This is a genomic window from Stenotrophomonas sp. MMGLT7 (assembly GCF_021168555.1).
In the GTDB taxonomy this organism is placed as follows: Bacteria; Pseudomonadota; Gammaproteobacteria; order Xanthomonadales; family Xanthomonadaceae; genus MMGLT7.
In genome coordinates this window covers 418424-439303 of record NZ_JAJOZS010000001.1, presented here as the reverse complement: position 1 = coordinate 439303, position 20880 = coordinate 418424, and the positions used below count along the sequence as shown (strand labels likewise).

General features: G+C 68.5%; 16 protein-coding genes and 1 tRNA gene. 13 read left to right on the top strand and 4 right to left on the bottom strand.

Translation table 11 applies throughout. From position 1 onward, the window contains the following. Window positions 1-153: 153 nt before the first annotated feature. From thrS to LRX76_RS02005, 11 genes are all read left to right on the top strand, one after another. Window positions 154-2064, top strand: a complete 1911-nt coding sequence (gene thrS / locus LRX76_RS02055) for a threonine--tRNA ligase (RefSeq protein ID WP_231801335.1) — start codon at window positions 154-156, stop codon at window positions 2062-2064. Between the two features lie 47 nt (window positions 2065-2111). Beyond that, window positions 2112-2651, top strand: coding sequence for a translation initiation factor IF-3 (infC, locus tag LRX76_RS02050; protein ID WP_231801789.1), 540 nt, complete (start codon window positions 2112-2114; stop codon window positions 2649-2651). A gap of 360 nt (window positions 2652-3011) precedes the next feature. Continuing rightward, complete coding sequence (gene rpmI, locus LRX76_RS02045) at window positions 3012-3209, top strand: 50S ribosomal protein L35 (RefSeq protein WP_231801324.1); 198 nt, start codon at window positions 3012-3014, stop codon at window positions 3207-3209. Between the two features lie 10 nt (window positions 3210-3219). Then, window positions 3220-3579 carry a 50S ribosomal protein L20 gene (rplT, locus tag LRX76_RS02040; protein WP_003484828.1) on the top strand — a complete coding sequence of 120 codons (360 nt, stop codon included), beginning with the start codon at window positions 3220-3222 and terminating at the stop codon, window positions 3577-3579. Window positions 3580-3749: 170 nt separating this feature from the next. Beyond that, window positions 3750-4745, top strand: a complete 996-nt coding sequence (pheS, locus tag LRX76_RS02035) for a phenylalanine--tRNA ligase subunit alpha (RefSeq protein ID WP_231801321.1) — start codon at window positions 3750-3752, stop codon at window positions 4743-4745. A 122-nt stretch (window positions 4746-4867) separates the two neighbouring features. Next, window positions 4868-7285 (top strand): phenylalanine--tRNA ligase subunit beta, encoded by a 2418-nt coding sequence (gene pheT, locus LRX76_RS02030; RefSeq protein WP_231801319.1) that lies wholly within the window; start codon window positions 4868-4870, stop codon window positions 7283-7285. 37 nt (window positions 7286-7322) lie between these two features. Further along, window positions 7323-7622 (top strand): integration host factor subunit alpha, encoded by a 300-nt coding sequence (locus tag LRX76_RS02025; protein ID WP_012915599.1) that lies wholly within the window; start codon window positions 7323-7325, stop codon window positions 7620-7622. After that, window positions 7603-7959, top strand: a complete 357-nt coding sequence (locus tag LRX76_RS02020; RefSeq protein WP_231801318.1) for a MerR family transcriptional regulator — start codon at window positions 7603-7605, stop codon at window positions 7957-7959. Before LRX76_RS02025 ends, LRX76_RS02020 begins: the two co-directional genes overlap by 20 nt. Before the next feature lie 74 nt (window positions 7960-8033). Beyond that, window positions 8034-8110, top strand: a tRNA-Pro gene (locus LRX76_RS02015). Between the two features lie 387 nt (window positions 8111-8497). Then, on the top strand, window positions 8498-9454 hold the full coding sequence (locus LRX76_RS02010) for an alpha/beta hydrolase (protein ID WP_231801317.1): 957 nt from the start codon (window positions 8498-8500) through the stop codon (window positions 9452-9454). 483 nt (window positions 9455-9937) lie between these two features. After that, window positions 9938-10411: a cupin domain-containing protein gene (locus tag LRX76_RS02005; protein ID WP_231801314.1), complete on the top strand. Its 474-nt coding sequence runs from the start codon at window positions 9938-9940 to the stop codon at window positions 10409-10411. Between the two features lie 685 nt (window positions 10412-11096). On the opposite strand, the gene dxs is transcribed toward LRX76_RS02005, so the two are convergent. The 4 genes from dxs to LRX76_RS01985 all read right to left on the bottom strand — a co-directional run bounded on the left by dxs (window position 11097) and on the right by LRX76_RS01985 (window position 16391). Further along, complete coding sequence (gene dxs / locus LRX76_RS02000; protein ID WP_231801312.1) at window positions 11097-13004, bottom strand: 1-deoxy-D-xylulose-5-phosphate synthase; 1908 nt, start codon at window positions 13002-13004, stop codon at window positions 11097-11099. A 65-nt stretch (window positions 13005-13069) separates the two neighbouring features. Next, a complete protein-coding gene (locus tag LRX76_RS01995) occupies window positions 13070-13765 on the bottom strand; it encodes an HNH endonuclease (RefSeq protein WP_231801306.1) in 696 nt (231 codons plus the stop codon). 285 nt (window positions 13766-14050) lie between these two features. Next, window positions 14051-15850, bottom strand: coding sequence for an acyl-CoA dehydrogenase C-terminal domain-containing protein (locus LRX76_RS01990; RefSeq protein WP_231801305.1), 1800 nt, complete (start codon window positions 15848-15850; stop codon window positions 14051-14053). Window positions 15851-15908: 58 nt separating this feature from the next. After that, a complete protein-coding gene (locus LRX76_RS01985) occupies window positions 15909-16391 on the bottom strand; it encodes an LEA type 2 family protein (RefSeq protein WP_231801304.1) in 483 nt (160 codons plus the stop codon). A gap of 124 nt (window positions 16392-16515) precedes the next feature. Here LRX76_RS01985 and LRX76_RS01980 point away from each other — a divergent pair, with 124 nt between their 5' ends. Together LRX76_RS01980 and LRX76_RS01975 are read left to right on the top strand one after the other, a co-directional pair. After that, a complete protein-coding gene (locus LRX76_RS01980) occupies window positions 16516-17271 on the top strand; it encodes a sulfite exporter TauE/SafE family protein (protein WP_231801303.1) in 756 nt (251 codons plus the stop codon). Between the two features lie 223 nt (window positions 17272-17494). After that, window positions 17495-20851 (top strand): TonB-dependent receptor, encoded by a 3357-nt coding sequence (locus LRX76_RS01975; RefSeq protein ID WP_231801302.1) that lies wholly within the window; start codon window positions 17495-17497, stop codon window positions 20849-20851. Window positions 20852-20880: the final 29 nt, after the last annotated feature.

Sequence of the window (20880 nt, the reverse complement as noted above, 5' to 3'; positions counted from 1 at the left end):
CCACTGCTGACACGCAGCACGAGACGTCCTGTCCCAGGCGCCTTCGTGGCGCTTATTTTCTGTCCGCCCTGAACAAGGGCCCGGCCCGCCCGCGGCCGGACTTCCCAATGCAACAGCGCTGGCCCCCGGCCAGATATCGAGTTCTTCCTGCCCATGATCACCATCACGCTCCCCGACGGCAGCCGCCGTGAGTTCGAAAACCCCGTTTCCGTCATGCAGCTTGCGCAGTCTATCGGCGCCGGCCTGGCCAAGGCCACCGTGGCCGGCGAGGTGGACGGCCGGCTGGTCGATGCCAGCGACGTCATCGACCACGATGCCGGCGTCCGCATCATCACTCCCAAGGACGAAGAGGGCGTGGAGATCATCCGCCACTCCTGCGCGCACCTGGTCGGCCATGCGGTCAAGCAGTTGTACCCGGACGCGAAGATGGTGATCGGGCCGGTCATCGCCGAGGGCTTCTACTACGACATCTACAGCGAGACGCCCTTCACGCCGGAGGACATGGCCGCGATCGAGCAGCGCATGCGCGAGCTGATCGACCAGGACTACGACGTGGTCAAGAAGATGACCCCGCGCGAGGAGGTCATCCGCATCTTCCAGCAGCGCCACGAGGACTACAAGCTGCGGCTGATCGCCGACATGCCCGAGGACGTCAAGGCGATGGGGATGTACTACCACCAGGAATACGTGGACATGTGCCGCGGCCCGCACGTGCCCAACACCCGCTTCCTCAAGGCGTTCAAGCTCACGCGGATCTCCGGCGCCTACTGGCGCGGCGACGCCAGCAACGAGCAGCTGCAGCGCATCTACGGCACCGCTTGGGCGGACAGGAAACAGCTCGACGCCTACATCAAGCGCGTCGAGGAGGCGGAGAAGCGCGACCACCGCCGCATCGGCAAGCAGCAGGACCTGTTCCACCTGCAGGACGAGGCGCCGGGGCTGGTGTTCTGGCACCCGAAGGGCTGGTCGATCTGGCAGGTGGTCGAGCAGTACATGCGCCGCGTCTACCGCGACAGCGGCTATGGCGAGGTGCGCTGCCCGCAGATCCTGGACGTGTCGCTGTGGCAGAAGTCCGGCCACTGGGACAACTACCAGGAGAACATGTTCTTCACCGAGTCGGAGAAGCGCACCTACGCGGTCAAGCCGATGAACTGCCCCGGCCACATCCAGGTGTTCAACCAGGGCCTGCACAGCTACCGCGACCTGCCGGTCCGCTACGGCGAGTTCGGTTCGTGCCATCGCAACGAGCCCTCCGGTGCGCTGCACGGCATCCTGCGCGTGCGCGGCTTCACCCAGGACGACGGCCACATCTTCTGCACCGAGGACCAGATCGAGTCCGAGGTCACCGCCTTCCACCAGCAGGCGCTGAAGGTGTACGCGGATTTCGGCTTCGATGCCGACAACATCCAGATCATGATCGCGCTGCGCCCGGAAAAGCGCCTGGGCGACGATGCCACCTGGGACAAGGCCGAGGACGCGCTGCGCTCGGCATTGCGCCACTGCGGGGTGGCCTGGAAGGAGTTGCCGGGCGAGGGCGCCTTCTACGGCCCCAAGATCGAGTACCACCTCAAGGATGCCATCGGCCGCACCTGGCAGCTGGGTACCGTGCAGGTCGATTTCATGATGCCGCAGCGCCTGGGCGCCGAGTACGTGGACGAGAACAGCCAGCGCCGGCATCCGGTCATGCTGCATCGTGCCATCGTCGGCTCGATGGAGCGCTTCATCGGCATCCTGATCGAGCATTACGCCGGCGCCTTCCCGCTGTGGCTGGCGCCGCAGCAGCTGGTGGTGATGAACATCACCGACGCCCAGGCCGATCATGCCGAGGCGGTGCGGAAAACCCTTGCGAATCAAGGCTTCCGGGTTTCCGCCGATTTGCGGAACGAGAAGATCGGCTATAAGATTCGCGAGCATACGCTCCAGCGGGTACCTTACCTGCTGGTGGTCGGTGACCGTGAGAAGGAAAACGGCGCCGTCGCCGTGCGCACGCGATCGGGGGAGGACCTGGGGACGATGTCGATTCCCGCTCTTGTCGAGCATCTGCGTGCCGAACTGGCCGTGTAAGCCTGTCCCGGCCTTTCCGCTGATCCGGAAGGGCCGGTTCGATTCCCCTGGGAGATTGCAATATCAGTACACCTGACAACAAACAGAACCGCAGGAACCATGAAATCCGCGTGCCGCGCGTCCGCGTGATCGGCAGCGACGGAGAGATGGTCGGCGTGCTGTCGCGCGACGAAGCGCTTTCGATGGCAGAGGAGGAGGGCCTGGATCTGGTCGAGATCCAGCCGCAGGCCGATCCGCCGGTCTGCAAGATCATGGACTTCGGCAAGTTCAAGTTCGAGCAGCAGAAGAAGGCCAACGAGGCCAAGAAGAAGACCCGCCAGGTCGAGATCAAGGAAGTCAAGTTCCGTCCCGTCACCGACGAGGGCGACTACCAGATCAAGCTGCGCAAGATGCGCGGGTTCCTGGAGGATGGCGACAAGATCAAGGTCAACATCCGCTTCCGCGGTCGCGAGATGAGCCACCAGGAGCTGGGGCGCGAGATGGCTGCGCGCATCGAGGCCGACCTGGGCGAGGACATCGTCATCGAGTCGCGTCCGCGCCTGGAAGGGCGGCAGATGGTGATGATGATCGCGCCGAAGAAGAAGTAGTCCGCGTTGCCCGGCCGGCGGCCGGGCTTCCATGACGGGGCCGGGAGGCGTGTTCCGCTCCAGGCCCTGCTTCCTGTCTGCGGCTTGTCCGCGGCGGCCGTCTTCGTCGCCCCGGATTTCGTGCCGGGCACGGGGCCGCGTGTGCGCCCAGGGCCTCGTGGCGGGAGCGAAGTGGATGATTTGCAAGGCGTTGCCGGTGCGGGCATAATACGCGCCCGGTTCTGCCGGGTAGCCGGTGTTCCGGCACAGGACAGGCTTGATCCTTTCGAGGCAGGCTTAAGAGCAGGCGAGGGCATGGACGGAAAGCGTGGCGAAGGCCACCGCCCTGGTCAGTGACAAAAACCATCCAAGGACATTGCAATGCCCAAGATCAAGACCAACCGGGCGGCGGCGAAGCGTTTCTTCAAGACCGCCTCCGGCAAGTACAAGGCTGGCCACGCCAACCGTAGCCACATCCTCACCAAGAAGTCGACCAAGCGGAAGCGCAACCTGCGGCAGACGAACCATGTTCGTGCCGAGGACGCGGGCCGTCTGGACCGCATGCTTCCCTATCTCTGAGGACTGAACCATGGCACGAGTAAAGCGTGGCGTGCAGGCGCGCCGCCGTCACAAGAAAATCCTGACCCTGGCGAAGGGCTACTACAATGCCCGCCGCAAGGTCTTCCGCGTCGCCAAGCAGGCGGTCATCAAGGCGCAGCAGTACGCCTACATCGGCCGCAAGCAGAAGAAGCGCAATTTCCGTTCGCTGTGGATCACCCGCATCAATGCGGCTGCCCGCATCAACGGCCTGAGCTACAGCCGTTTCATGAACGGCCTGCTCAAGGCCGGCATCACCCTGGACCGCAAGGTGCTGGCCGACATCGCCGTGCACGACGCGGCGGGTTTTGCCGCGCTGGCCGAGAAGGCGAAGGGCGCGCTGGCGGCATAATGCAGGTCCCTCTGCAGCGGCCCGCACATCCATGTGCGGGCTGTTGAAGAAAAGCAGAGAGGTTGCAGACATGCAGGGGAAGGGCGCGAGTCCTTCCCCTTTGTTTTTTGCGGTGGCGGTTTCAGGCACCGGTATGCGGCGACACCGGACCGCCACAATGGGGCTGAACAATGAGTGATGTCGAATCCCTGACGCGTCAGGCGCTCGCGGACATTTCGTCGGCGCAGGCGCCGGAGGCGTTGGAATCGCTGCGGGTATCGCTGCTGGGCAAGAACGGCAGCATCACGTCACAGCTCAAGCAGCTGGGGGCCCTGCCTGCCGAACAGCGCAAGGCGGCAGGCGAGGCGATCAACCGCGCGCGCGACGCCGTGTCCACGGCGCTGGCCGAGCGCCGGGCGGTGCTGGATGCCGAGGCGCTGGACAAGCGCCTGGCCGGCGAACGCATCGACGTGACGCTTCCCGGCCACCTGGCCGAACGCGGCGGGCTGCATCCGGTGACGCGTACGCTCGAGCGCATCGTCGAGATCTTCGCCCGGCTCGGCTACGAGCTGTCCGACGGCCCCGAGATCGAGGACGACTGGCACAACTTCGAGGCACTGAACTTCCCGCCGCACCATCCGGCGCGGGCGATGCACGACACCTTCTATTTCGGCGACGGCCGCCTGCTGCGCACGCATACCTCCGGGGTGCAGGTGCGCTACATGGGCGACCACCGCCCGCCGCTGCGCATGATCGCCGCCGGCAAGGTCTACCGCAGCGACAGCGACCAGACCCATTCGCCGATGTTCCACCAGGTCGAGGGCCTGCTGGTGGACGAGCACGCCACCTTCGCCGACCTCAAGGGCACGCTGAGCGAGTTCGTGCGCGCGTTCTTCGAGCGCGACTTCCAGATGCGCTTCCGCCCCAGCTACTTCCCGTTCGTGGAGCCGGGTGCCGAGGTCGACATCGGCTGGCAGCAGCCCGACGGCAGCATGCGCTGGCTCGAGGTGCTGGGCTGCGGCATGGTCCATCCCAACGTGCTGCGCAGTGCCGGAGTGGATCCGGAACGCTATGGCGGCTTCGCCTTCGGCCTGGGCGTGGAGCGCTTCGCGATGCTGCGCTACGGGGTCAACGACCTGCGCGCCTTCTTCGAGAACGACGTGCGTTTCCTCAGGCAGTTTGCTTGAGCCGTGGGATCGGGGATTCGGGATTGGGGATTCGTCAAGGCGATCCCGACCCGGGGACCTGATCCTGGCGCGAATCGGCCTTATCGAATCCCCAATCCCGAATCCCAAATCCCGGCACCACGATGAAATTCTCTGAAAACTGGCTGCGCAGTCACGTCCCCACCCAGGCCTCCCGCGACGAACTGGTGGCCACGATGACCGCCATCGGCCTGGAGGTCGAGGACGTCGAGGTGCTGGGCGAGACGCTGCAGGGGGTGGTGGTGGCGCGCATCGTCGAGGCGGTGCGCCACCCCGAGGCCGACCGCCTGCAGGTGTGCAAGGTGGATGCCGGGCAGGGCGAGCTGCTGCAGATCGTGTGCGGCGCGCCCAACGCGCGCGCCGGACTGGTGGCTCCGCTGGCGCTGGTCGGTGCGCAGGTCGGCGAGTTGAGGATCAAGCCGGCGCGGCTGCGCGGGGTGGAGTCCAGCGGCATGCTGTGCTCGGCACGCGAGCTGGGCCTGGACAGCGACGCCTCCGGCCTGCTGGAACTGCCGGCCGATGCGCCGGTGGGCCAGCCGCTGGCCGAGTACCTGGGCCTGCCCGACGCCAGCATCGAGATCAAGCTCACGCCCAACCGCGCCGACTGCTTCAGCGTGCGCGGCATCGCCTTCGACGTGGCGGCGGCGTGCGGCAGCGAGGTGGTGCCGTTCGACGCGGCGCCGGTGCCTGCCGCGATCGCCAACACGCTGCCGGTGCGGCTGGATGCCGGCTCACGGGCGCCGCGCTATTGCGGGCGGGTGATCGAGGGCGTGGACGCCGCCGCGGCGACGCCTGTGTGGATGGCCGAGCGGCTGCGCCGTGGCGGCATCCGCCCGGTCTCGCTGCTGGTGGACGTCACCCAGTACGTGATGCTCGAACTCGGGCAGCCGATGCATGCCTACGATCGCGCCACCCTGCAGGGGCCGGTGGGCGTGCGCCAGGCGCGCGCAGGCGAGCAGGTGAAGCTGCTCGATGGCCGCGACGCGCTGCTCGACGAGGGATTCCTGGTGATCACCGATGCCGACCGCGCGGTGGCGCTGGCCGGCATCATGGGCGGGCACGACACCCGCGTCACCGATGCCACCACCCAGGTGTTCCTGGAGGCGGCCTACTTCGCGCCCGCCGCGATCATGGGGCAGGGCCGCAAGCTGGGCCTGCACACCGATGCCAGCCACCGCTTCGAGCGTGGCGTGGACCCGGCGCTGGCGCCGGTCGCCATCGAGGTGGCGACCCGGCTGGTGCTGGAGCTGGCCGGCGGCAAGGCCGGGCCGGTGGAGATCGTCGAGCTGCCCGAGTACCTGCCCGAGCCGTCGCCGATCGTGCTGCGGCGCGCGCGCATCCTCCGCGTGCTCGGCATCGAGATCGCCGATGCCGAGGTCGAGCGCATCCTGCGCGCGCTAGGGATGCAGGTCGACGCGCTGGCCGAGGGCTGGCGGGTGGTGGCGCCCAGCCGCCGCTTCGACGTGGCGATCGAGGAGGACCTGATCGAGGAACTGGCGCGCATCCACGGCTACGAACGGATCCCGACCACGCTGCCGGGCGGGGCAACCCGCATCGCCATGCCCACCGAGACGCGGCTGGACGAGGCGACCGTCCGCCGCCAGCTGGTGGCGCGCGACCTGCTGGAGACGATCAACTACGCCTTCGTCGATGCCGCCGTGCTGCGCAGGTGGCAGCTGGATTCGGCGCTGGTGGAGCTGGCCAATCCGCTCAGCGCGGAACTGGCGGTGATGCGCCCCTCGCTGCTGCCGGGCCTGGTGGCGGCGCTGGCGCGCAACGTGGCGCGCCAGGCCGGCCGCGTGCGCCTGTTCGAACTGGGCAAGGTGTTCGCATTGGAACGTCCGGCCATGGATGGCCGGGTTCTTGCGGAGCGATCCGCATCTGCCGGCGCGGCGCCCATCGAGACCCTGCGCATTGCCGCCGCGGTGTGCGGCGATGCGGTCGCGCCGCAGTGGGGCGAGCCGACGCGCAAGGTGGACTTCCACGATCTGAAGGGCGACCTGGCGTCGCTGGCCGCCGCGTCCGGCGCCGAGCTGGAGTACCGGCCGTCGGCGCCCGGGTTCGCCCATCCGGGGCGCTCGGCCGACATCTATCGCGACGGGACCAGGATCGGCTGGATCGGCCAGTTGCATCCGGGCCTGGCGCGCGTGCTGGAACTGGACGTGGACGTGGTGGCCTTCGAGCTGGACCTGCTGCCGTTGAGCGAGCGTGCACTGCCGCGGGCCGCCGAGCTTTCGCGCTATCCGTCGGTGCGCCGCGATCTGGCATTCGTGGTGCCGGAGGCGGTGTCCTGGGCCGCGCTTTCGGCCAGCGTGCGCCAGGCCGCCGGTCCGGTGCTGCGCGAGGTCCGGCTGTTCGACCGCTATGTCGGCACCGGCGTAGAACCGGGCTTCAAGAGTCTGGCTATGGGCTTGATTTTGCAGGACAACTCGCGCACCCTGACCGACCGCGACGTGGATTCCGTGGTGACCGAGGTGGTGGCGTTCGTCGAGCGCGAGCACGGCGCCAGGATCCGCGGTTGAGACGGATGAAAAAGCGGTTTTCGAGGAATGGGCAGGCATGGCGTTGACCAAAGCGGAGATGGCGGAACGGCTGTTCGACGAGGTCGGTCTGAACAAGCGTGAGGCCAAGGAGTTCGTCGACGCGTTCTTCGACGTGCTGCGCGAAGCGTTGGAGCAGGGGCGCCAGGTCAAGTTGTCCGGCTTCGGTAATTTCGACCTGCGCCGCAAGAACCAGCGGCCGGGTCGCAATCCCAAGACCGGCGAGGAAATTCCGATTTCCGCCCGCACGGTGGTGACCTTCCGCCCGGGCCAGAAACTGAAGGAGCGGGTGGAAGCCTATGCTGGATCCGGGCAGTAATCGCGAGCTTCCGCCGATCCCGGCGAAGCGCTACTTCACCATCGGTGAGGTCAGCGAGCTGTGCGACGTCAAGCCGCACGTGCTGCGCTACTGGGAGACCGAGTTCCCCAGCCTGGAGCCGGTCAAGCGCCGCGGCAACCGCCGCTACTACCAGCGCCACGACGTGCTGATGGTGCGGCAGATCCGCAGCCTGCTGTACGAACAGGGCTACACCATCGGCGGCGCGCGCCTGCGGCTGGAGGGCGATGGCGCCCGCCAGGAGTCGGCGCTGAGCAACCAGATCATCAAGCAGGTGCGCATGGAGCTGGAAGAGGTCCTGCAGCTGTTGCGGCGTTGATCCCGGATCGCTAGGAAAGCACGCGGCAAACCGGCTATAATCGCCGCCCGTCCACGCGACGGGGATCCACCTCTCGGGGTATAGCGCAGCCTGGTAGCGCACTTGTCTGGGGGACAAGTGGTCGTCGGTTCAAATCCGGCTACCCCGACCAATTCATCCTTCCGTGGCCTCTTCCATGGAATGACAAAGGACCCCGGGAGACCGGGGTTTTTTGTTGCCCGGCCGCCTCGTTTCCGGTCCGTGCCGCCTGCCCGCGGAAGGTTGCCGGCCAGGCCCCGTGGACCCTGGTTTCTTCGGTCCGGCCAGGTCGGCCATCCCGATCATGCGCGAAATCCCTGGTGGATCCTCAAGAACGAAGCTCTTTCGGGAGCAGGCGGGACGCGAGAGCAAGACCAAACAGGGCGAAACCGGTCCTTGGGCACGTGCCCGATCCTCTCAAGGAGGCGACGGTTCCATGATCGGGCATCGATGGTACTTTGGACCTGAGCGCCGCCTCGGCGATTCCGTGCCCATTCTCGCTGCAACCATGCCTTCCCCAATGCTTCCCATCGACGAAGACGATCTTGCCGAAATGAGGCGGCACAATCGAAGGCTGGCCCTGGCCCCCCGTTTCGGCATCCGCAACCGGTTCGCGCCGATGCTGATCCAGTCGCTCTTGCGGCTTTCGCAACTTGGAAGCGATCGCACGGCGAGGAAAGCCGGCCTGTCGGTCGAGCAACGACGCATCAGCAGCGGCGACAACGAGGTCGGCGTGCGCGTGCTTCGTCCCGGCGGCAGCGTGCGGGGCGTCGTGCTGGACATCCATGGCGGCGGATGGGCGATCGGCAATGCGCGAATGAACGATGCGCTGAATGCCGCGATGATCCGAGCGTGCGAGGTGGCCGTGGTCTCGGTGGACTACCGGCTCGCGGGGCGGGCGCCGATCCGGGAGATCATGGGGGACTGCCTGGCCGCGGCGCGCTGGCTGCTGGATGGTGGCATCGCCGAGTACCGGGACCTTCCGGTCGTCGTCGTGGGCGAATCCGCCGGCGGCCACCTCGCGGCGGCTACGCTTCTGCAACTGAAGCGATGGCCCGGCCTGTTCAACAGGCTGGCCGGCGCGGTGCTCTATTACGGCGTCTACGATCTGGCGGGCAGCGCCAGCGTCAGGCGCGCAGGGGCGGACACGCTCGTGCTCGACGGGCCCGGCATGGCCGCCGGCCTGCAGGGCCTGACACCGGGAATGAGCGCCGCCGAGCGCCGCCAGCCTCCGCTGTCGCCCCTTTATGGCGACCTCGATGGCTTTCCCCCGGCATTGATGTTCGTCGGCGAACGCGACCCGCTGCTGGACGATACGCTGCAGTTAGCGGAGCGGTGGCGCGAGGTGTCCGAGGTCGAGCTGCATGTCCTCCCGGAGGCGCCTCACGGTTTCATCCACTTCCGCACTGGCATGGCCGCCAAGGTGCTGGCCGCCGCCCATGACTGGATCCGGGCGCGGCTCGACGAGACCCGCTGATGGGCGACCAGCTCGCGGCGTGTCCGGCCTGTGCGGCTTCCCCGTCTCGTTCTACCCAGCCCGGAGTCCTGCAGCTGTCGATGCATGGCACGGTTTTCAATGCCGCCCGCAGTTTCGCGAACAGGGCGGCGAGGGCGGGAAAGGTGCCAGATCGGTACGGGAACTCGGTTTCCTGGGCCGCCGGACGCGCTTGCGGCCCGAATCCGGAAGAGGCCCGGAGCGGCGCGCATGGCGGATGATGGTATTGGCTGAAACCTTCATGCGTCATCTTGTCGCGGGTGGCATGATGGCCCTGCCGGGCAGCGATTCCCCCGTTGCCCGCCTGCCGGGCGCGTGTACCGCTAACTCCCCAGACAGCCGGGTACATCCCAACGCGCTGACGCCCCGAAAGGGCATCGTCGAGACCGGCCCCTGTGGTGTTCACGGCCTTGCCTCGTTTCCGCGCCGGCCACAGACCGGCAACTCATGGCTTAGCATCGACGCATGTCCATCGACGCCGACGACATCGTCCAGCAGCTGCGATTGCAGCCACATCCGGAAGGCGGCCATTTCCGCCGCATCTATGAATCCACCGCACGGGTCCAGGCACTCGGCCGCGAACGCCCGGCATTGACCGCGATCCAGTACCTGCTCGAAGCCGGGCAGGTCAGCCAGTGGCACCGCATCGATGCCGAGGAGTGCTGGCATTGGCAGCGCGGCGGCGCGATCGAGTTGCGGACCTGCGACCCGGCGACCGCGCGATTCCATGCGGTGGTGCTGGGCAGCAACGCACAGGCCATGCACGTGGTGCCGACCGGCGTATGGCAGTCGGCGCGCCCGCTCGGCGGATGGTCCCTGGTGGCATGCACGGTCTCGCCCGGCTTCGTGTGGGAGGGCTTCGAACTGCTGCAGCCCGGAAGCGAGTGGGCGGCGCGGCTGGCCGCGTTTCCTGCCGGCGGCGCGACGGCGAACCCCTAGCAGCGTGGGCGGCAGAGGTCGTCCGCGCCGAAGGCCAGCCCGAAGCCGGGAACGCCTTTGCGGTACCTGATGGCGTCGAGTGTCAGCCCCTGCATTTCTACCAGACGTCATTCCCGCGAAAGCGCACTGCTGTCCGGAGAAAACTCAGGATCGGACAGTCGTCGGCTGGAAGTGGCGTGGCTCACTTTCGCAAGAATTGAACGTCGTCCCCGCGCAGGCGGGGATCCAGTGCGTGTGCCTTGAAAGGTGGAGCTACCGCGAGATTGCGTGGCTGATTGATCTCACCGCGCAAGTCGCTGGGTCCCCGCCTGTGCGGGGACGACGAGCACACGGATGGCGGCCCACGGTCCGAGCCCGCTGTTGCCGGCAAGCTCGCAAGGCTTCTGCCGCAAGCCTTCGCCGGCCGGACAGGAAAACTTCCCCCAGGCAGTGGTACGCGAAAGCGGGGATCCAGTGCCTTGCCGCAGCACAGGCTCACGTCGTCTGGCCCCCGCTTTACCAGCCATTCGGCCGTGGAAAGACACTTCGCGGGGACGATGGTCGATTGGGCACGACAACTGACTGTTGGCGCTAATCGGGTTCGGCATGGCGAACTCTGCCTGCGGAGCCGCCCGCTGGCAGAAGAATGCCTGCTGCTGGCGTAGGGAGCGTCGCCGCCAAGCGCGGCGGCGGCGCGGCGCCCGGATCAGCTCGCCGCGGCGACCGCCGGTTCGCTGGACGAGCGCGGCCAGCGCGCCTGGATCGCCGCGCGGATGCCGGCTGCGTCCAGGCCGGCCTCGGCCAGCAGGTCCTCGCGGCTGGCGTGGTGCTGGAAGGCGTCGGGCAGCCCGAGGTGCAGCACCGGCAGCAGCACGCCCTCGGCGTCGAGCAGCTCGGACACCCCCGAGCCGGCACCGCCGGCCACGACGTTGTCCTCGAGGGTAACGAAGCCCTCGTGGCTCATGGCCAGCGACAGGATCATGTCGCGGTCCAGCGGCTTCACGTAGCGCATGTTGACCACGGTCAGGCCCAGTTCGCGGCCGACCTGCTCGGCCGGGGCGACCATGGCGCCGAAGGCCAGCAGGGCCAGGCGGCTGCCGCCCTGGCGCAGCTGCGCCTTGCCGATCGGCAGCACGTCCAGCGAATCGCCGGCGGCGATCCCGGGGCCGGTGCCGCGCGGGTAGCGCACCGCGGCAGGGCCCTGGTACTCGAAGCCGGTGCTGAGCATCTGCCGGCACTCGGCTTCGTCGGCCGGGGCCATCACCACCATGTTCGGCACGCAGCGCAGGAAGCTGAGGTCGAGGTTGCCGGCGTGGGTGGCGCCGTCCGGGCCGACCACGCCGCCGCGGTCGATCGCGAACAGCACGTCCAGTTCCTGCAGCGCCACGTCGTGCACCAGCTGGTCGTAGGCGCGCTGCAGGAAGGTGGAGTAGATCGCCACCACCGGCTTGGCGCCATGGATGGCCATGCCGGCGGCCAGGGTCACCGCGTGCTGCTCGGCGATGGCGACGTCGAAATAGCGCTGCGGGTATTCCTTGGAAAAGCGCACCAGCCCGGAACCCTCGCGCATGGCCGGGGTGATGCCCATCAGCCGCGGTTCGGCCGCGGCCATGTCGCACATCCAGTCGCTGAAGACGTCGGTGTAGGTGGGCTTCTTCGCCCCGGCCTTGGCCACCAGGCCCAGTGAGGGATCGAACGGGCCGACCGCGTGGTAGCCGATCTGGTCGTCCTCGGCCAGTTCGTAGCCCTTGCCCTTGGTGGTGATCACGTGCAGCAGCTGCGGGCCCTTGAGGGTCTTGAGGGTCTTGAGCGCACCGAGCAGCGCGGGCAGGTCGTGGCCGTCGATCGGGCCCGTGTAGTGGAAGCCCATCTGCTCGAACAGCGTGGACGGCACGAACATGCCTTTCCAGTGTTCTTCCCAGCGGCTGACGAAGCGCGCGGTGGGGTTGTTCTTCTTGTCGCCGAGGATCTTCTTGCCGCCCTCGCGCAGTGCGTTGAGGGTGCGGCTGCCGGACATGCGCCCGAGCATCTTGGTCACCCCGCCGACCGCCTCGGAGATCGACATGCGGTTGTCGTTGAGGATCACCAGCAGGTTCGGCTGCGGCTCCATGCCGCCGGCGTGGTTGAGCGCCTCGTAGGCCATGCCGGCGGTCATCGCACCGTCGCCGATCACCGCGACCACCTTGCGCTCGTCGCCGGCGCGCTGCAGCGCGATCGCCATGCCCAGCGCAGCGGAGATCGAGGTGGAGGAATGGCCGACGCCGAAGGTGTCGTAGTCGCTCTCCTCGCGCTTGGGGAACGGCGCCACGCCGTCCTTCTGCTTGACCGTGTGGATCTGGTCGCGGCGGCCGGTGAGGATCTTGTGCGGATAGGTCTGGTGGCCGACGTCCCACACCAACTGGTCGTGCGGGGTCTGGAACAGGTAGTGCAGGGCGACCGTCAGCTCGATCACGCCCAGCCCAGCGGCGAAATGGCCGCCGCTCTTGCCGACCGACTCGATCAGGTAGGCACGCAGTTCGGCGGCGATGGCGTCTAGCTCGCCCTCGTCGAACTCGCGCAGGTCGTCCGGGGTCTGGATGTGCGCAAGGCGCGGATAGCGGGCGGAGTCGATCATGGGCATGCCGTTTTTGCTGAAACGGCATTTTCCTCCCCATGGAGGAAGCGGGCAAGCAAGCCCGTTCAGCTATCGGCGCGGCGCGCGTCCAGCGTTGCGCCGCCGGCCATCGCCAGCTTGGAGCGCTTGGGCAGCTGCGCCTTCAGGAACGCCATCTGGTCGGCGAGGATATTGCGGTTGGACAGGATCAGGTGCTCGACCCAGCTGGGCCGGTAGGGCACCGCCAGCAGTGGCATGTTGGCCTGCTGCGGGGTGCGGTTGGCCTTGCGCGAGTTGCAGTGGAAACAGGCGGTGACCACGTTTTCCCAGACGTCGCGGCCGCCCTTGGAGATGGGCATCACGTGGTCGCGGGTGAGGTGGGGCCGGCTGAACTGTTGCCCACAGTACAGGCACAGCTGCATGTCGCGGGCGAACAGGGCGGTGTTGTTGAGCGTGGGCGTGGGGTCGAGCGCGCGCGAGCGCGCCTGGCCGCGGGCGGCGATGATCGGGTGCAGCTCCAGCGTGCTGCGGTGGCCGGTCAGCCGCGACAGGCCGCCGTGCACCTGCAGGCAGGGCTCGCCCAGGGTCCAGGCCACCGCGTCGCGGGCGTACAGGCAGGCGGCGTCCTGCCAGTTGATCCAGTCCAGGACGCGGCCATGCGCATCCAGCGACAACAGCCGTACCGGGCTGGTCGAAGGCGAGAGCAGGGGGGACGCGGGGGAGAACGGGGCTGATGCAGCACCCGTATCGATCAGACCAATCGGTGTTGTGTCTGTCTCCATCGGGAAAACAGCTTATACCCGAATGGTGACGATTTGGGTACCGGAGCGAATGCCTCGTCCGCGCACGGCCCCGCCGGGTTCGCGGGCGACGATGCGGGCGGTCCCGGCGGCGGCTTTGGCTGGCGACTGCGATGTCCCGGTCCAGTTGTCGCCACCGCGAAGGCGGGGGCCAGCGACTTGAGCGTGTGCCGCGGCTAGGCGCCGGGTCCCCGCCTTCGCGGGGACGACGGCCGGCTGGGTAGGGCAACTGACCGTCAGCGCTGTCGAGAAAACGAAAAACGGAGCCTAGCCGGGTGCGCCGAAGTGGGCGTCGGCCATGGCCATCAGCGCTGCGGCGCCGCTGTCGATGCTGGCTGCGTGGGCGAGCGTGCGCGGCAGGACGCGGGCGAAGTAGAAGCGCGCGGTCTCGCGCTTGGCCTGCTTGAGTGCCTCGCCGTGGCTGGACGCGTCGGCCGCGGCCACGCTGCGCGCCCACCAGTAGGCCAGCACCACGTAGCCGGAGTAGAACAGGTAGTCGTAGCTGGCCGCGCCGATCTCCTCCGGGTCCTGCGCCGCGCGCTGCAGGATGCGCTCGGTCAGCTGTGCCCATTCGCCGGCCTTCGCGCGCAGCGGGCCGATGAACTCGGCCAGCGCCGCGTCGCCCTCGTGGGCCCTGGCGAAGTCCTCGACCTGCGCCAGGAACAGCTTGAGCCCGGCGCCGTGGCTGGCCGCGGTCTTGCGCCCGATCAGGTCCAGTGCCTGGATGCCGGTGGTGCCCTCGTAGAGGGTGGTGATGCGTGCATCGCGCGCCAGCTGCTCCATGCCGTGCTCGCGGATGTAGCCATGGCCGCCGAAGCACTGCAGCGCGTTGTAGGTGTTCTCGATGCTCCACTCGGTCTGGCAGGCCTTGGAGATCGGGGTGAGGAAGCTGACCAGCGTGTCGGCCTGCTCGCGTTCGGCAGGGTCCGGCGAATGGTGGGCGATGTCGACCAGGGTGGCGGCATGCAGCGCCAGCAAGCGGCTGCCCTCGACCAGCGACTTGATCGTCAGCAGCATGCGCCGCACGTCCGGCTGCACGATGATCGGGTCGGCCGGCTTGTCCGGGTGCCTGGGGCCGGACAGAGAGCGCGACTGCAGGCGCTCGCGGGCGTAGCGCAGCGCGTTCTGGTAGGCGCGCTCGGACAGGCCGATGCCCTGCAGGCCGACGCCGAGGCGGGCGGTGTTCATCATGGTGAACATCGCCTGCAGGCCCTTGTGCGGCCTGCCCACCAGGTAGCCTTCGGCACCATCGAAGTTCATCACGCAGGTGACCGAGCCCTTGATCCCCATCTTGTGCTCGATCGAGCCGCAGCGCACCGCGTTGCGCTCGCCGACGCTGCCGTCGCGCGCCACCTTGTACTTGGGCACGACGAACAGCGAGATGCCCTTGGCGCCGGCCGGCGCGTCCGGCAGCTTGGCCAGCACCAGGTGGACGATGTTGTCGGTGAGGTCGTGCTCGCCGGCGGTGATGAAGATCTTGGTGCCGGTGATCGAGCAGGTCCCGTCCGCGCCGGGCTCGGCGCGGGTCTTGAGCAGGCCCAGGTCGGTGCCGCAATGCGGCTCGGTCAGGCACATGGTGCCGGTCCAGCGGCCCTCGACCAGCGGCTTGAGGAACACCTCCTGCTGCCACGGCTCGCCATGCTGCTTCAGCGCCTCGATCGCACCGTGCGAGAGCAGCGGGAAGTTGCCCCAGGCCAGGTTGGCGGCGTTGATCATCTCGTTGAGCGGCACGCCCAGCGTGTGCGGCAGGCCCTGTCCGCCGAACTCGGCCGCGCTGGTCAGCCCGGTCCAGCCGCCCTCGACGAACTGCTCGAAGGCCTGCCTGAAGCCCGGCGGCGTGGTCACCGCGGCGGTGGCGGGGGCGAAGCTGCAGCCGATCTCGTCGCCGATGGCGTTGAGCGGGGCCAGCACGGTGCCGGTGAAGCGGGCGGCCTCGTCCAGCACCGCGTCGATCACGTCGGCGCTGGCGTCGGCCAGGCCGAGGCGGGCGAACAGCGGCTCCACGTCGAGCACGTCGTACAGGGCGAAGCGGATGTCGGCAAGCGGGGCGGAGTAGCTGCTGCTCACGGGAACGCTCTCAGTCGCGGCGGCGCCGCGGATGGGGAAGGACGGAAGGACTGCGGGTTCAGCGCAACACGCCGTCGAGCCCCGGGGCCGGGGTCAGCGTGTTGCGGGTATCGACCTCGAACGTGCGCTGCTTCTTGTCCTGCGGGGTCGCGGAGATCGTGCCTTCGAGCCGATAGCCGATCGAGCGGCGTCCGGCCAGCGCGTCGGCCAGCACGATGCGGGCGGCCGACGAGGGCTGCACCGGCAGCGCGACCACGTCGGCCGACTCCGGGCCGATGGTCAGCGCCGGCGCCAGCTTCAGCGTGCCGGCCTGCTGGTCGGCCAGCGTGGCCTTGAGCTCGATGCCGTCGAAGCGCATGGGGATGCTGCTGTAGTTCTGCAGGCGCAGTTCCAGCTGCCAGCTGCCGTCGGCCCTGACCGTGAGCTGCTGGATGCTGGCGGCGGGCTCGGACACGCGCTTGACCATGCCGTGGCCGCAGGCGCCCAGCAGCAGGATCGACAGCACGAGCAGGGAACGGAGGATCGGGATTCGATGGCGCATGGCACTTCCTTGGAACGTGATCGCGGCGAAGAATACTACGGCGTATGGCAACCCGGGCCATGCTGCGGGAGCGGCGGCGGGCGCCGGGGCAGCGGGTACGGGCAGCATCAAAATGGGAGCGGCAATGGAATCGATGTACCTCGTGGTGGCCCTGGGCGCGGTGGTGGCGGGCTTCGTGCAGGGCCTGTCCGGCTTCGCCTTCGGGCTGGTGGCGATGTCGTTCTGGGCGTGGGCGCTGGACCCGCGATTGGCGGCCACGCTGTCGGTGTTCGGCGCCCTGCTGGGACAGGTCGTGGCGGCGGTCACGGTGCGGCGCGGCTTCGACCTCAAGCGCCTGTTGCCGTTCGTGCTCGGCGGGCTGGCGGGCATCCCGCTGGGCGTGGCGCTGCTTCCCCACCTCGACATGGACCGGTTCAAGGCCGTCCTCGGTGCGTTGCTGGTGCTGTGGTGTCCGGCGATGCTGCTGGCCCGGCGCCTGCCGAGGATCAGCGCCGGCGGCCGCGTCGCCGACGGCGCCGTCGGCCTGGCCGGCGGTGTCCTGGGCGGTATCGGCGGCTTCACCGGCACGCTGCCCACGCTATGGTGCACGCTGCGCGGCTACGACAAGGACAGCCAGCGCGCCGTGATCCAGAACTTCAACCTGTCCATGCTGCTGGTGACGATGGGCACATACCTGGCCACCGGCATCGTCACGCGCGAGATGCTGCCGTTGTTCGCGGTGGTGGCCCCGGCCATGCTGGTGCCCACGCTGCTCGGCGCCAGGCTGTACAAGGGCATCAGCGAGGCCCGCTTCCGGCAGATCGTGCTGGGCCTGCTCACGGCTTCCGGCGCCGGCTTGCTTGCCTCTTCGGTTCCGCGGTTGCTGGAGCGCATGGCCTGACCGGGGGGACGCGGGCAGGGGGATCGCGGGCCTGGGGCGGGCGCTCGACCGAGCCGGTGCCGGCGGGATGGCGGGCCTTGCCGCGGCGGCGCGGAGGCCGCCGCGGAAGCGGGCCGGGAAAAAGTTGGCCAGGGAGTGGCGGAACCCCGATGCTCGTGCATCTGACTTCATCGAGGGGACCTGCTTCGCTTCCATCCACAACTCGCAATGGGGTAAAGACTAAATGCGTCCATCCAAACCGCTGCCTCTGACCCGGGCCATCCGCAATGGCCTGGCTGCCGCGACGCTCTGCCTGGCGCTGCCCGCAGTGGCGCAGCAGGCCAGCTTCGACATCGAGGCCGGCCGCATCGAGGACGTGCTGCCGGTGTTCGCGCGGCAGGCCGGCATCCAGATCATCGCGCCGGCGAACGACGGCCGCGAGCGCCAGGTCCGGGTGGACGCGCTGAAGGGGCAGATGCCCACCCGGCAGGCGTTGCATCGCCTGCTGGAAGGCACCGGGCTGTCGGTGGCCGCCGACGATGGCCGCACCGTCACGCTGCGCGCCAGCGGGCCGCTGCTGGCCTCGCGCGCGGGCCTGGTCGGGATGGCGCCGGCGCAGGCGGCCGAGCCGGAACCGCCGGCCGCGGTGGCGCCGGCCGCAGCGAATTCCTCGCAGCAGGTGAGCACGCTCGACCAGGTGTCGGTGGTGGGCACCCAGATCAAGGGCGGCAGCGCCTCGACGCTGCTGCCGGTCACCACGCTGGACACGCAGCAGATCGAGGCCATCGGTGCGGTGTCCGGCGACGACCTCTACCGCGCCATCCCGCAGATGGGCGACGTGAGCTTCAGCGGCACCAACGGCGGCAACAGCTCCAACTACGCGCGCGGCGACATCGCCTCGGTCAACCTGCGCGGCCTGGGCGTGGGCAACACGCTGGTGCTGATCAACGGCCGCCGCACCGTGGTGCACCCGACCAGCCAGGCCGACGACCAGCTGGTGCCGGTGCTGACCTACAACGCCAACGCCATCCCGGTGGACAACCTGTCGCGGGTGGAAGTGCTGCTGGACGGCGCGGCGGCGATCTACGGCACCGACGCGGTGGCCGGCGTGGTCAACAACGTGCTGCGCGACGACGTCGACGGCGGCAGCATCAGCGTGCAGCGCGGCGTGGGCGAGGGCACCGACCAGCGCGACTTCCGCATCAACGGCCTGGTCGGCAAGAACAGCAAGGACCTGCGCGGCAACGTCTCGCTGGCCTTCAGCTACTACCAGACCACCGGGCTGAACTCGCTGGACCAGGACTGGACCGGCAGCGCCGACCGCCGCCCGGATTTCGTCGGCACCGGTTTCGAGGGCTACAGCACGCTGGACAACCGCAGCACCACCAGCAGCTGGGGCAACTTCACCACCGGCACCCGGGTGACGCAGGACGGCAGTGCGATCACCAGCGCGGCCGGCGCCTTCCACGTGCAGCCGGACAGCAACGCCGCCTGCGCCAGCGACATCGCCGACGGCCTGTGCATCGGCACCGGCGCCAAGGCCACCGCGGGCGCGGACCGCAACCTGCGCTCGGACGCGCAGACGCAATGGCCGCTGTCGGTGCGGCCGGACGTGCACCGGCTCAACCTGTTCCTGACCTCCAAGTACGACCTGGACAACGGCATCACCTTCTTCAGCGAGCTGGGCCTGTACCGCTCCGAGTCCAGCAGCCTGCAGAGTCCGGTCAACAGCATCAGCTCGCTGCCGGTGACGGTGCCGGCGTCCAACTACTGGAATCCGTTCGGCGCCACCTACCTGTCCGACGGCACGCTCAACCCCAACCGGCTGTCCGGGCTGAACGTCGGTGCCGACGGCGTGCCGGTGACGATCTCCAGCTACGCCTTCGAGCGGCCGACCCGGATCGAGGTGACCAACACCCAGCTGCGCGGCCTGGTGGGCCTGCGCGGGCAGGCGCTGGGATTCGACTGGGAAAGCGCGCTGCTGTACTCCTCGGCCAAGGTGCGCGACGAGCAGGACGCGGTGAGCATGACCCTGTTCCAGCAGGCCCTGGCCGACGGCAGCGCCAGCGCCTACAACCCGTTCTGCGGCGGCTGCAACGACAGCGAGGCGCTCGACGGCTTCTACGTCAAGGCCAAGCGCAAGACCGAGACCACGCTGGCGCTGTGGGACTTCAAGGTGTCGCGCGCGGACCTGCTGTCGACCTGGGCCGGCGACATCGGCATGGCCGCCGGCGTGGAAGTGCGCAAGGAGACCCAGCGCGACAACCGCGACGAGCGCGTGGACGGCAGCCTGACCTACACCGACAGCGTCACCGGGATCGGCTACGACAGCGACATGTACGGCGTCAGCCCGAACCCGGATACCTACGGCGAGCGTACCGTGGGCGGGCTGTTCGCCGAGTTCTCGGTGCCGCTGGTGTCGCCGGCGATGGAGGTGCCGCTGGTGCGCTCGCTGGATCTGCAGATTGCCGGGCGCGCCGAGCACTACGACGATTTCGGCAGCGTGGCCAAGCCCAAGCTGGCGCTGGGCTGGGAACTGTTCGACGGCTTCAGCCTGCGCGCGTCCTGGGCCAAGGGCTTCCGCGCGCCGAACCTGGAGCAGGTGAACGCCTCGGTGATCACCCGTTCCAACAGCCGCACCGACTACATCCAGTGCGAGGCCGACCTGCGCAACGGCAGCATCGGCAGCTTCTCGGACTGCTCGCGCAGCGCCTCGACCTCGGCGCGCCGCGCCGGCAATCCCGACCTGAAGCCGGAGACCTCGGAGAACTTCAGCGCCGGCGCGGTCTGGCAGCCGCGCTTCATCCCCGAGCGGTTCGGCCGCCTCACCCTGTCGATGGACTACTACAAGTACGAGCAGCAGGACATCATCGGCCTGTTCGGCGAGGGCAACGCGCTGATCCTGGACTACGCGATGCGGGTGCAGGGATCGAGCAATCCCAACGTGGTGCGCGCCGAGCCCACGCTGGACGACATCGCCCGCTACGAAGGCACCGGGCTGGCGCCGGCCGGGCGCGTGCTGTACGTGAACGACCAGTACGTCAACCTGCAGCCGCAGACCGTGCGCGGCGTCGACCTGGGCTTCAACTGGAGGTCGCCGCAGACCCGCTACGGCCGCTTCAACCTGGCGCTCAACGCCACCCACCTGATCGAGTTCTACCGCGACGTCTCGCCCGATATCGCGGTGCTGATCGCCGCGCGCGATGCCGGCGTCATCGATGCCTCCACCTACATCGCCGGCGGCGGCAACCTGATCGGCCAGGACGGCAAGCCGGAGTGGAAGGGGTCGGCGACGCTGACCTGGAACCACCGCGGGCTCACCGTCGGCGGCAGCGCCCGCTACGTGGGCCGCTTCACCGACACCGGCCTGAGCGATGCCGACGGCAACTACTGGCAGGTCAAGGCGCAGACGCTGGGCAACGCCTTCGTCAGGTACGACTTCGGCGACGAGGGCTGGTACGGCGGCTACTCGCTCAAGCTGGGGGTGAACAACCTGGCCGGGCGGCGCCCGCCGATCTCCTCGGACACCTATGGCTACGTGTCCTCGGTGTACCAGCCGTATCCGCGCTACTGGTACCTCAACGTGACCAAGGCGTTCTGATGGCGGCGGCGTTGCCACCGCGGCGCGGC